This is a genomic window from Streptomyces sp. NBC_01217, from assembly GCF_035994185.1.
In the GTDB taxonomy this organism is placed as follows: Bacteria; Actinomycetota; Actinomycetes; order Streptomycetales; family Streptomycetaceae; genus Streptomyces.
The window spans coordinates 2,639,916-2,651,837 of the sequence record NZ_CP108538.1; the positions used below are offsets into that span (position 1 = coordinate 2,639,916).

13 protein-coding genes are annotated in these 11,922 nt (G+C 70.4%); 7 read left to right on the top strand and 6 right to left on the bottom strand.

Going from position 1 to position 11,922, the window contains the following annotated elements; translation table 11 throughout:
• The first annotated feature begins 49 nt into the window (after positions 1–49).
• A complete protein-coding gene (locus OG507_RS11495) occupies positions 50–1,054 on the top strand; it encodes a Gfo/Idh/MocA family protein (protein ID WP_327367084.1) in 1,005 nt (334 codons plus the stop codon).
• A gap of 19 nt (positions 1,055–1,073) precedes the next feature.
• Here the strand turns inward: OG507_RS11495 and OG507_RS11500 are convergent, their stop codons facing one another.
• Positions 1,074–2,702, bottom strand: a complete 1,629-nt coding sequence (locus OG507_RS11500) for an alkaline phosphatase D family protein (RefSeq protein ID WP_327367085.1) — start codon at positions 2,700–2,702, stop codon at positions 1,074–1,076.
• A gap of 261 nt (positions 2,703–2,963) precedes the next feature.
• Here OG507_RS11500 and OG507_RS11505 point away from each other — a divergent pair, with 261 nt between their 5' ends.
• The 3 genes from OG507_RS11505 to OG507_RS11515 all read left to right on the top strand — a co-directional run bounded on the left by OG507_RS11505 (position 2,964) and on the right by OG507_RS11515 (position 5,329).
• On the top strand, positions 2,964–3,740 hold the full coding sequence (locus OG507_RS11505; protein WP_327367086.1) for an SDR family oxidoreductase: 777 nt from the start codon (positions 2,964–2,966) through the stop codon (positions 3,738–3,740).
• A 156-nt stretch (positions 3,741–3,896) separates the two neighbouring features.
• The gene (locus OG507_RS11510; RefSeq protein WP_327367087.1) at positions 3,897–4,364 is read left to right on the top strand and encodes a lamin tail domain-containing protein; all 468 of its coding nucleotides are present in this window, start codon (positions 3,897–3,899) and stop codon (positions 4,362–4,364) included.
• 83 nt (positions 4,365–4,447) lie between these two features.
• On the top strand, positions 4,448–5,329 hold the full coding sequence (locus OG507_RS11515; RefSeq protein ID WP_327367088.1) for a PhzF family phenazine biosynthesis protein: 882 nt from the start codon (positions 4,448–4,450) through the stop codon (positions 5,327–5,329).
• Between the two features lie 49 nt (positions 5,330–5,378).
• On the opposite strand, the gene OG507_RS11520 is transcribed toward OG507_RS11515, so the two are convergent.
• Positions 5,379–6,329, bottom strand: coding sequence for an NAD-dependent epimerase/dehydratase family protein (locus tag OG507_RS11520; RefSeq protein ID WP_327367090.1), 951 nt, complete (start codon positions 6,327–6,329; stop codon positions 5,379–5,381).
• Entirely contained in the window at positions 6,326–7,402 is a 1,077-nt protein-coding gene (locus OG507_RS11525; protein WP_327367092.1) for a ScbA/BarX family gamma-butyrolactone biosynthesis protein, read from the bottom strand. Before OG507_RS11525 ends, OG507_RS11520 begins: the two co-directional genes overlap by 4 nt.
• A gap of 133 nt (positions 7,403–7,535) precedes the next feature.
• Here OG507_RS11525 and OG507_RS11530 point away from each other — a divergent pair, with 133 nt between their 5' ends.
• The 3 genes from OG507_RS11530 to OG507_RS11540 all read left to right on the top strand — a co-directional run bounded on the left by OG507_RS11530 (position 7,536) and on the right by OG507_RS11540 (position 9,623).
• On the top strand, positions 7,536–8,198 hold the full coding sequence (locus OG507_RS11530; protein WP_327367093.1) for a ScbR family autoregulator-binding transcription factor: 663 nt from the start codon (positions 7,536–7,538) through the stop codon (positions 8,196–8,198).
• Between the two features lie 31 nt (positions 8,199–8,229).
• Positions 8,230–8,613, top strand: coding sequence for a MazG-like family protein (locus tag OG507_RS11535; protein ID WP_327367094.1), 384 nt, complete (start codon positions 8,230–8,232; stop codon positions 8,611–8,613).
• Positions 8,614–8,720: 107 nt separating this feature from the next.
• Positions 8,721–9,623 (top strand): glycosyltransferase family 2 protein, encoded by a 903-nt coding sequence (locus OG507_RS11540; RefSeq protein WP_327367095.1) that lies wholly within the window; start codon positions 8,721–8,723, stop codon positions 9,621–9,623.
• 37 nt (positions 9,624–9,660) lie between these two features.
• Here OG507_RS11540 and OG507_RS11545 read toward each other — a convergent pair whose 3' ends face one another.
• The 3 genes from OG507_RS11545 to OG507_RS11555 all read right to left on the bottom strand — a co-directional run bounded on the left by OG507_RS11545 (position 9,661) and on the right by OG507_RS11555 (position 11,779).
• Positions 9,661–10,527, bottom strand: a complete 867-nt coding sequence (locus tag OG507_RS11545) for a metallophosphoesterase family protein (protein ID WP_327367096.1) — start codon at positions 10,525–10,527, stop codon at positions 9,661–9,663.
• A gap of 138 nt (positions 10,528–10,665) precedes the next feature.
• The gene (locus OG507_RS11550; protein ID WP_327367097.1) at positions 10,666–11,088 is read right to left on the bottom strand and encodes a hypothetical protein; all 423 of its coding nucleotides are present in this window, start codon (positions 11,086–11,088) and stop codon (positions 10,666–10,668) included.
• A gap of 220 nt (positions 11,089–11,308) precedes the next feature.
• The gene (locus OG507_RS11555) at positions 11,309–11,779 is read right to left on the bottom strand and encodes a hypothetical protein (RefSeq protein WP_327367098.1); all 471 of its coding nucleotides are present in this window, start codon (positions 11,777–11,779) and stop codon (positions 11,309–11,311) included.
• Positions 11,780–11,922: the final 143 nt, after the last annotated feature.

Below are 11,922 nucleotides of genomic sequence, written 5' to 3' on the forward strand. Positions count from 1 at the left end.
CAGCTCAGCGGGGCTGGTCGAGACCTTTTTGGGAGCAGTCATGACAGGCATGAGCGGGACTGTGCGCTGGGGCGTACTGGCCACCGGCGGTATCGCCGCGACGTTCACCGAGGATCTGCGGTCGCTGCCGGGCGCGGAGGTGGTGGCCGTCGCGTCCCGTACGGACGCCTCGGCGAAGGCGTTCGCGCAGCGGTTCGGGATTCCCCGGGCGTACGGCAGCTGGGCCGAGCTCGCCGCCGACGACGAGGTCGATGTGGTGTACGTCGCGACGCCGCACTCGGCGCACCGGGAGGCGGCCGCGCTCTGTCTGGAGGCCGGAAAGCACGTGCTGTGCGAGAAGGCGTTCACGCTCAACGCGCGGGAGGTGGACGAGCTGGTGAAGCTCGCCAGGGACCGCGGCCTCTTCCTGATGGAGGCGATGTGGACGTACTGCAACCCGGTCATCCGGCGCATGACGGAGCTGGTCCGGGACGGCGCCATCGGTGACATCCGCACCGTGCAGGCCGACTTCGGGCTCGCGGGTTCCTTCGGTCCCGAGCACCGGCTGCGGAACCCGGCGCTGGGCGGCGGCGCGCTGCTGGACCTCGGCGTCTATCCGGTGTCGTTCGCGCATCTGCTGCTGGGCGAGCCGGACCGGGTGCAGGCCGACGCGCTGCTCTCCCCCGAGGGCGTCGACCTGAACACCGCGATGCTGCTGGGCTGGTCGGATGCGGGCGCCTCGGCGCTGCTGAACTGTTCGATCGTCGCGGACACCCCGCTGACCGCCTCGGTCACGGGCACGAAGGGGCGGATCGACTTCCCGCGCGGCTTCTTCTACCCGGAGCGGTTCGTGCTGCACCGGGAGGGCCACGAGCCGCAGGAGTTCACCGCGGGCGCCGCGGGCGAGGGGCTGCGCGGAATGCAGTTCGAGCAGGCCGAGGTGGCGCGGGCGCTGCGGGCGGGCGAGACGGAGTCGCCGCTGGTGCCGCTGGACGGCTCCCTCGCCGTGATGCGGACGCTCGACGCGGTACGTGACCGCATCGGCGTCCGCTACCCGGCCGACGGCCTCGGCTGACCGGGAGGGGGGCAGGGCTTCACGCGGGCGTGAGGCCCTGGTTGCCCACCTCCGTGACGAACGATCCGGCCGTCGCGACGGGCGCACCGGGCGTGGTGACGGCCGACACTGTGCGGTAGTCGGCGCGCGCCCGCTTCGTGTCCAGGGTGATCAGGGAGTATCCGCGGCGGCCGTTGAAGAACTTCATGTGCGGGTTGGCCTGCATCTGGTTGTTCCAGCTGGCCGGCTTGTCGGAGCCGTCCTTGCCGCTGGTGATGGACGTCGCGACGATCTCCGTGCCGAGCGTGCGGGACGAGGGATTGTCGAAGTCCTTCTTCAGGTCGAAGCCGTAGCCGACGTGGACGTCACCGGTCAGCACCATCAGGTTGTCGATCCCGGCGGCCTCGGCGCCCTTCAGGATCCGGTCGCGGGAGGCGGAGTAGCCGTCCCACGCGTCCATCGACAGTTTGAAGGCGTCGGTCGGCACATCGCGCCGCTGGGCGAAGGTGACCTGCTGCGGTACGACGTTCCAGGTGGCCCGCGAGGCCTTCCAGCCGTCGAGCAGCCAGCGCTCCTGGGTGGCGCCTGTCATGGTCCGCGAGGGGTCCTCGGACTCCGGTCCGGGCTTCTGCCAGCCGTCGCCGTACGCCTGGTCGCTGCGGTACTGGCGGGTGTCGAGGATGTCGAACTGGGCGAGCCGGCCGAACCGCAGGCGCCGGTAGAGCTTCATGTCCGGACCGGTCGGCCGCTGCGGGGTGCGCAGCGGCTGGTTCTCCCAGTACGCGCGGTAGGCGGCGGCGCGGCGCAGCAGGAATTCCTCCGGCGGCACGTCGTTCTCGGGGATGCCGCCCGCGTAGTTGTTCTCGGTCTCGTGGTCGTCCCAGGTGACGACGAAGGGGTGCGCGGCATGGGCGGCGCGCAGATCGGGGTCGGACTTGTAGAGGCCGTACCGCAGCCGGTAGTCCTCCAGTGTGACCGTCTCCTTGTTGAAGTGGGCGGGGAGTGTGCGGTCGGTGTAGTTACGGGCTCCGCCGGTCGCGGTCACGGCGTACTCGTAGAGGTAGTCGCCGAGGTGGAAGACGACGTCGACGTCCTCCTGGGCGAGGTGCTTGTACGCGGTGAAGTAGCCGTCGTGGTAGGCCTGGCAGGAGATGGCGGCCAGGCTCAGCGAGCTGTTGCGGGCCCCGGGGGCGGGCGCGGTGCGGGTCCGGCCGACGGGGCTGGTCCATGTGCCGGTGCGGAAGCGGTAGTAGAAGACGCGGTCCGCCTGGAGGCCCTTGATCTCGACGTGGACGCTGTGGTCGAACTCCGGGTGGGCGGTGGCCGATCCGCGCCTGACGATGCCGGCGAAGCGCTCGTCGCGGGCGAGTTCCCAGCGCACCTCGACGCGGGCCCGGGGCAGTCCGCTGCCGGCCTCGTACGGACGGGGAGCGAGTCTGGTCCACAACAGGACCGAATCGGGCAGCGGGTCGCCGGATGCGACACCGAGGGTGAACGGGTCCTCGCCGATCTTCCGGCCGTCCAGCTCGGCGGCGCTCGCGGTGCCCGCGGCCGGCATGTTGACCGAGAACGCGAGCGCGGCGGCGGCCCCCGTGACGGTGAGAAAGCGGCGGCGCCCGACGTGCCCGGCGGCGTCACGCAGCTCCTGCTGGTGCGATGAGTGCGTCATCTGTCCTCCCCTGGCTGGTGGCGTACTCGGCAAGTGCACCGGCCCAGGACATCGAGCGGTTGTCGTGTTCGCGTCGCTCGGGCGTCGCGCGGATGAGGAATGCGGCAGGAATGGGTTCACGGGGCAAAATGCGCATACGTGACGGAAGTCATGATCATAAGCGGTGACCGTCCACAGATCGAACCCGCCGCTCCACAGGCCTTCTTGACGCTGCGTGGCCCTGCACGGACCGCCCGACGGGAGGGCGTACGCTGCGGCGTCATGAGCGACGAACTGCTGGAATCCGGTCCGCAGAAGACGGCGGTCGTGACGGGTGCGGGCTCCGGAATCGGCCGCGCGGTGGCTCTCGCCCTGACCGGCGCCGGCTGGTCGGTGGCGCTCGCGGGCCGGCGTCCGCAGCCCCTCGCCGAGACCGCCGCACTGGCCGGCCAGGACGCCCGGGTGATCACCGTCCCCGCCGATGTGTCACGCCCCGAGGACGTGGCGGCGCTCTTCTCGTCCGTACGGGAGCGCTTCGGCCGCCTGGACCTGCTCTTCAACAACGCGGGTACGTTCGGCCCGCGTTCCGTCCCGGTCGAGGACCTCCCGGTGGAGGAGTGGCGCTCGGTGGTGGACGTGAATGTGACGGGCGCGTTCCTGTGCGCGCAGGCGGCGTACCGGCTGATGAAGGAGCAGGACCCGCAGGGTGGCCGGATCATCAACAACGGCTCCATCTCCGCCCACGCGCCACGCCCGCACTCGGTCGCCTACACCACGACCAAGCACGCCATGACGGGCCTGACGAAGTCGCTCTCGCTGGACGGCCGTCCGTACCGGATCGCCTGCGGGCAGATCGACATCGGCAACGCGGCCACGGACATGACCGAGCGGATGCAGACCGGCGTCCTTCAGGCCAATGGCGAACTGGCGGCGGAGCCGGTGATGGCGGCGGCGGACGTGGCCCGGACGGTGCTCCACATGGCGGAGCTGCCCCTGGAGGCGAACATGCAGTTCACCACGGTCCTGGCGACGGCGATGCCGTACATCGGACGCGGCTGACGGATCCGCCCGAACCGGCCGCCCGGCGTGGGCGGTTGCCACCCGGCCGATCACACAGACCCCATGCTTGCCGGAATGCACAGTTCTCACCCGAGTCGGCGCGTGCTGCCTCTATGCTCACAGCTCTTCACCAGAACTCCACACAAGGACCACAGCATGCGCATACGCACCGCCGCACCGCTCGCCCTGGCCGCCGCCACCGTCCTGGCCGGCTCGCTGCTCGTCACGGCCCCGGCCTCCGCCGCCTCGCACCAGGGCGGGCTGCACCTCGGCAGGATCCAGTACGACAGCCCCGGCAAGGACACCGGCTCCAAGACGTCCCTCAACGCCGAGTGGGTGGACATCCACAACAACGGCAAGTCGAAGCTGCAGCTCAAGGGCTACAAGCTGAAGGACAACACCGGGTACACCTACACCTTCGGCAGCTACACCATCGGCGCGGGCAAGACCGTCAAGGTCCACACAGGCAAGGGCAGGAACGCCTCGGGCCACGTCTACTGGAACCGTGGTTGGTACGTCTGGAACAACACCGGTGACAAGGCCCGGCTGATCAAGCCCAGCGGCAAGCTGCAGGACTCCTGCTCCTGGACGAAGTCGAGCACGGGCACCAAGAACTGCCACTGAGCGGTGCGTTCGCGGCCCGGGGCACCGGATTGCGGTCGGCCGGAGGCCGTACGCCCCGGACCGCGGCAGGGTTAGGCTGCGGCATGAGCCAGAATTCAGCTACCGAGATCCTGCGCTACACCGCCTTCTCCGCCGACCCGGAGGGCGGCAATCCGGCAGGTGTCGTCCTTGACGCGTCCGGTCTCGACGACACGGCGATGCTCGCCGTCGCGGCGGAGCTGGGTTACAGCGAATCGGCCTTTCTGACCGCGCGGGACGAGCCGGGCGACACAGACTCTCCGGCCGCTCGGGCGTACACGATCCGCTACTTCAGCCCGAAGGCCGAGGTCCCTTTCTGCGGCCACGCCACCGTGGCGACGGCCCTCGCACTCGCCGAGCGCGAGGGCCCCGGCGATCTGCTGTTCAGCACTCGCGCCGGTACGGTCCCGGTCACCGTCAACCGGGAGAACGGCGAGCTGCGCGCCACGCTCACCAGCGTCGAACCCGACGTCATGGACATCGCCCCGGACGACCTGGCGGAGGCGCTCGCCGCCCTGGACTGGCCGGCCGCCGATCTCGACCCGGCCCTGCCACCCCGGATCGCTTACGCGGGCGCCCGTCACCTGGTGCTGGCGGCGGCGACCCGTGAGCGGCTCGCCGACCTCGACTACGACTTCCCGCGCCTCGAAGCCCTCATGCGCCGACTGGACCTGACGACCCTGCAGCTGGCGTGGCGGGCGGCGCCGGACGTCTTCCACGTCCGCGACCCGTTCCCGGTCGGCGGCGTGGTGGAGGACCCCGCCACGGGCGCGGCGGCGGCCGCCTTCGGCGCCTGCCTGCGCGCCCTGGGCCTTGTCCCGGACACCGCGGTCCTCACCCTTCACCAGGGTGAGGACATGGGCCGCCCCGGCACGCTCACCGTCGAACTGCGGGCGGGCGACGCGCGGGTGCGGGTGAGCGGCACGGGTACCCGGATCGAGGCCTGACGGGGCGCAGGAGGGCGCCGGGGGACGCCGGGCGGATGCCGTAGGACCGTCAGCCGCCGAGGTGTCGGCGGTACCACGGCGCGTGCCGGGCGAAGGAGGCCGCGAACCCTTCGCCCGGCTCCCAGTCGAAGTCCTGGCCGACGCGTTCGTCGGTGAACCAGTGGTCCACGGCGAGCATCCCGAGGTGATGCAGCGCGTACGGGACGTCGGCGAGCCTCTTGCGCGCCTCGTCCACATCGACGCCGGTGGCCCACCGGGGCAGCCGCAGTTCGTCGACGACCGTGGACAGCAGCTGCGAACAGCTCACCGGTTCGGGGTGGTTGACGTGGTAGACCCCGGACGGCTCCTTCGGGGACAGCGCCGCACCCAGCAGGACCCGTCCCAGCGCCTCTACGTCGATCATCGAGTGCCGCGCCTCGCACCCGCTCAGCCCGGCCGAGAGCTGCCGGACCAGCCCGACCAGTCCGGGCACGGCCCACCGGTCCCCGGTCCCGTACACGATGTGCGGGCGCACGACGACACCGCCCGCCGCGAGGATGTGCTGTTCGGCGGCGGCACGGGTCAGGCTGGTGGCCGAGGCCGGATCGGGCTCGGCCTGCCCGGGCCGCAGCCGGACGAACGGGCCCCGGCCGTAGACGGATGCCGTGCTCAGATAGACGATCCGGGTGACCCCGCAGCGGGCCGCCTCTTCGGCCAGAGCCCGGGTTCCATGATCATTTACAGACCGTGCGGTCGGTTCGTCGCCGCCGATCTGCGAGGCGCAGTGGATCACCGCGTCGATCCCCTCGCAGCTGCCGCGCAGCGTCGCGGGGTCGGTGAGATCCCCGTACACCGTCTCGATGCCGGTCCCGGTGCCTGCGGTGCCGGAGGTGGCGGACGGGGCGAGCGCGGCCCGGTGGGTCATCAGCCGCAGCCGGAGGCCGGGGGTGGTCCGGGCCGCGGCCACCACATGGCTTCCGATGAAGCCGGCCGCTCCGGTGATGAGTATGCGCAGTGTCATGACAGTTCATTCTGCCGGTCGCCCGGCAGGCTCCCCCGGTTTCCCGCCACGCCCCCGGCCTGCTCCCCTGCCGCGTCGTGCCGCAGGTCCGGGGATTCGAGGACGCAGCTGAAGACCGGCTCGCCGTCCTGGGTCGCCGAGACGTGCACCCCGGTCGCCGTGCGGTCGGCGGCCGGGACGGACCGGGCCTCGATCCAGCAGGGGCGGTCGAGTTCCACGTACCGCAGGAAGTCGGTCTTCACGGACGCCGGGAGGAAGTCATGGCCGGGGGTGACGGCGACGGCCGCCTGACGGGCCGCCTCCAACAGCAAAATGCCCGGCACGTGGTCATTGGGCCGGGCGAACAGCGTCGGGTGTCCGGTGTCGAGCCGCAGCCGCCAGACGTTCCGCCGCGGCCCCGGCGACAGCACGACATCGCGTTCATCAATCCTGCCCACCTCGGCCGGTGCGACGGCGGGCAGGAGGGGTATCGGTGCGCCGATCACACCCTGCCGGTCGCCCCGCAGCCTGTCGTACACCTTGGCCGAGGTGCAGCTGATACGCCCTCCGCCTCTGGACAGGACGGTACCGAGGCGGTGCAGGAGCAGTTCGACGTGCATGGAGCCGATGCTCCGGCCGCGCCGCCGGATCCGGGAGCAGGACACATCCACGGTGATGTCCCAGGGCGCCTCGCCCAGGAGCAGCTGATCGGGCTCGCAGACGTACGCCAGCTCCCACATCACGAACTGGTCCCCGACCGGGACTCCGAACGCCGCGTGCCCCAGGAGCATCGTCGTCTGCCGCATGGTCTCCGCGATCAGCAGCGGATCCTGGTAGCGGCCCGACACGGGTGCGAAGAAGCGGTGCGCGTGCGGCCAACGGGCGGATACGGAGAACTGGGTGTCGGTCTGCGGAGTCCAGCCGGTGGGGAAGACGTCCTCGGCATCGGACCGGTGGACCAGATGTCTCGGGAAGTCCGAATCGGTCCGTCTGCCCCTCGGTGCCGTCTCGTCCTCCCGGCGAGCCGCGGCGAATTCGGCGGTGCCGCCGCCCTCGACGGACACCGAAGCGCTGTGCGAGGTGAGCTGAACCATGAATTTTCCTCCCAGAGGATCCATACCGGGAGGGCGGGCCGCCCCCGCAGTAAGATACTGACAGTCCGGTTTTCCTATCCAGCCATATCCCAGTGGCGCTGACCACGCCACGACTGAGAGAGACTCGTAGCTGATGGCCCAGCAGGCGCGCGCGATCCAGACTCGACGGTCAATCCTGGTGGCGGCGGCCGCCGTATTCGACGAACGGGGCTACAGCAGTGCCACCATCAGCGAGATCCTCACGCGGGCCGGGGTGACAAAGGGGGCGCTCTACTTCCATTTCACCTCGAAGGAAGACCTGGCGCTCGGGGTGATGGACGTACAGCTGGACAGCGATCCGCTCCCTCCCCAGCTGACGAAGCTTCAGGAACTGGTCGACCAGGGCATGCTGCTCGCCCACCGGCTCCGCCATGAGCCGCTGGTGCGTGCCAGCGTCGGACTGGCGATGGACCAGGCGGTGGAGGGCCTCGACCGGGGCACCCCGTTCCGCGCCTGGATAGACCGGCTCGAACACCTGCTGACCGCCGCGAGGAACCAGGGCGAACTCCTGCCGCACGTCAATCCCCGCGAGACCGCCGAGATGCTGGCGGGTTCCTTCTCCGGCATTCAGGTGATGTCCCAAGCCCTGTGCAAGCGCGAGGACTTGGGGCGACGGATCTCGGTCCTCCTGCACTACGTACTGCCGAGCATCTCGACCCCGGCCGTGCTGGCCACGCTCGACATGGCCGAGGACCGGGGCGAGCGCCTGTTCGGCACGCTCGGATCGGTCCCCAGCCAGGCGGGCGCACCCGGCTGACGGGACCGCGGCGGCTGACAGGGTGGACGCCATGGACCGACATGAACAGCGCAGGCGACCCGGCGGCCCCGACACCTGGAAGACGATCGACGAGCTGCACGACTGGCTCGACGCGGAGACCGGTGTGCCGCCCGAGCAGGATCTTCTGCTGCGGATGCTGAAACTGTCGGAGGAGGTCGGCGAGGTCGCCCAGGCCGTCATCGGGGCCACCGGCCAGAACCCGCGCAAGGGTGTCACCCATTCCTGGCAGGACGTGGAGGCCGAACTCTGCGACGTCATCGTGACGGCGATGGTCGCCCTGCGCACCCTCACCCCCGATGCGGCCGCCACCTTCGACGGGCATGTGCGGCGCATCGCGGCACGCTCGCACGGCCGGTCCGGCTCGGCACAAAACACCCCCGACACCTCACCCTGACGAAGAATCACAGGGCACGGCACGAAGACAACGGGTGGCTGAACAACAGGCGAAGAAGTCTTGCGGATACGATCGCGGGCACCCCAGCGAGACCAGGAGTGCCGACCGTGTCCCAACCGCGCATCGCCGTATCCATCGTCACCATGGGCGATCGCCCGCAGCAGGTCGAAGCCCTGCTGGCCTCGGTGGCCGGGCAGGACGTCCGGCCGGCCCGGCTGGTCGTCGTCGGCAACGGCTCACCGCTCCCTGACTTCACCGCGTTTCCCGGACTGTCCGGTCTCTCCGGCGGTGTGACGGCGATCGAGCTCGACGAGAACCTGGGCTGCCCCGGTGGCCGCAACGTCGCGCTGCGCAGGCTGGCGGAGTTCGGCGACGTCGATGTCGTCATCGAGCTCGACGACGACGGACTCCTGGTCGACGACGGGGTGTTCCGCAAGGTGCAGGAGCTGTACGCCGCCGACCCGCGGCTCGGCATCGTCGGCTTCCGGATCGCCGACGAGCACGGCGAGACCCAGCGCCGCCATGTCCCTCGCCTGCGCTCCACCGACCCGATGCGACGCGGCCCGGTCACCGCGTTCCTGGGCGGCGGCCACGCCCTCTCCATGAAGATGCTCGCCCAGACGGGGCCCTGGCCCGCGGAGTTCTTCTTCACGCACGAGGAGACGGACCTGTCCTGGCGGGCTCTCGACGCGGGCTGGAAGATCCTGTACGAGCCCGATCTGCTGCTCCAGCACCCCAAGACCTCCCCGGCCAGGCATTCCGTCTACTACCGGATGACGGCCCGCAACCGGGTCTGGCTGGCCCGCCGCAATCTGCCTCTCCCCCTTGTCCCGGCCTACCTGGGCATCTGGACCCTCCTGACCGTGGCCCGCACCCGGTCGGCGACGGGCCTGCGCGCCTGGGCCGGCGGCTTCGCCGAGGGGGTCCGCACACCGTGCGGGCCGCGGAAGCCCATGCGGTGGCGCACGGTGTGGCAGATGACGAAACTGGGACGGCCGCCGGTCATCTGACCCCGCGCCGAGGAATGGGGCCCCGACGGCCGTCCGATCAGCCCGCTGAGCCGTCGCCGTACGGAAGAACCCGCCGCAGGAGCCCCTTGGGATGGCCCCGCTTTCGCCATTCCCTGGGGTATCCGATGGAGACCTCCTCGAAGCGCACACCGTCGTACCAGGTCGTACGGGGGATGTGCAGATGGCCGTAGACCATGGCCGCCACATTGAAGCGCCGGTGCCAGTCGGCGGTGAGTTCCGTGCCGCACCACTGGGCGAACTCGGGGTACGTCAGGACGGCCATCGGTTCCCGGACCAGGGGCCAGTGACCGGCGATGACCAGTGGAATCTCCGGATCGTGTGCCGCGAGGCGGCGCTCGGTCCACGCCACCCGCGCCCGGCACCAGGCGTCACGGCCCGGGTGCGGGTCGGGGTGCAGCAGGAACTCGTCGGTGCACACCACCCCCGTCTCGTGCGCGTACGCGAGGGACTCCTCCTTGGTCGTCGTGCCCGGCGCCCGGAAGCTGTAGTCGTACAGCAGGAACACGGGCGCAATGGCCACCGGCCCCTCGGGGCCGGGCCACAGCGGATAAGGGTCCTGCGGAGTGGACACCCCGAGCCCCCGGCACAGCTCGACCAGATGCTCGTACCGCGCCTGGCCCCGCAGTTGGACCGGGTCGCTCTTGGTCGTCCACAGCTCATGGTTCCCGGGAGTCCAGATCACCTTGGCGAACCGGCCCGCGAGCAGCCCGAGCGCCCACTCCACGTCCTCGGCCCGCTCCGCGACATCACCGGCGACGATGAGCCAGTCCTCGTCCGAATCCGGCCGCAGGGACTCGATGATGGGACGGTTGTCCGCCATCCCGACATGCAGGTCGCTCACCGCGAGCAGAGACCCGCGGTTTCCGTGGGCGCGATCGGACATGGAGAACCTTTCCCGAGGAAGGACCGAACGAGATCGTCTCCCATGATGTGGCCCCGTCACATCACACCCCTCGGCTGTCGCGCGTCTGTCACAGGGGTTCCCTGCGACTGCATCGGCCGACGTGTGACCGCTGAGTGATCAGCGGGACGTTTCTCCCCTGGGCGCCAGGGCCGTTCTCATCAGTTCCCCTGCCCTGTTGACCAGGAGGTCGGGGACCTCTTCCTCGTAGAAGCGGATCTGCCCGATGACCCCCTCGGTGCGGGAATGCCACGCGAGCCGCTCTGCCAACGAGTCCAGCTCGGGCAGGAGCTCCGCATGCACCTCTTGACGTGCCGTCAGGGACCATCCGTCGGCCGTCCGGGCCAGTTCACCGACCAGGACCCCGCCGATGCGCATCGCGGGTCCACGCTCCGCGAGCAGGGGAGCCATGTCGCCGATCCCGTCGGCGGAACCCTCCGCCGCGTCCTCGGTGCCGAGATGCCATCGCAGATCGGCAAGCACGGCGCTCGATACGGAGGCCCTGAGGTCCAGGGCGAGATCCACGGCGTACACATCGCTCATGCCCGCAGCCTAGCCAGCCATCCAGCCATCCAGCCATCCAGCCATCCAGCCATCCAGCCATCCAGCCATCATGAGCATGACGCCTGGCGGAACCGGTGGAACGGCAGGCGAGCCGGGCCTCCGCCGTCTCCATCGGATCGGTCGGTGATCGACAAGGCCTGGGACCGCCCCATCCCGGGGGCCCTGTGCCGGGCCGCCCGGGTTCGTCGTTGCATTCGCGTCAGCTTTGGGACCCGATCCTCGCGGTCCTGCTGACCCATTGGGACAGGGTGAGGTGCGTGGCCCCGGCCGTGCGGGCCGGGCTGCGTCGGCAGGGTGCCCCACGGCTTTCGGCCCGGCCGTCCCCGGACGTCCGGCCGTTGCTGTCGGCCAGGGCGTCGTGGAGAAGGGAGAGGTGTACGGGCAGGGCTGCACGGCAGTCGTCCCCGTCCCGGCGCGTGGGGCAGGCTGCCGGTCGTTCACTGGTGGTGCGGATCCTCGCGGTTGCCGTGAGCATGGGAATGGGTCCTTCCTGTGCTGGGGTGCCGGTCGCGTGGTCGCCGCGGCCGCGTAGGGGGTGGTGAGCCGGGCCCAGTCGGTCCGGCGGTGTGGTCAGGTGCTGGGAGGAGAGGGCCGCTCGGCCGCCGAAGAGGGCGGCGACGCGGGCCGCGGTCATCGGTGCGAGCACGACGGCCGTGAAGACCACGCCCATGGTCACCGTGGCGGCGAGCAGTGTGATCGGCGCGCGTTGTGCGGCTTGATCGATTCGGCGTTGTACCGCTTGGTCGGGCTGTGGGCTTCGATCATGGCGAAACCTCCGTTCGCCCTCTCACCTTCGCCCAGGAACGGCCCCCA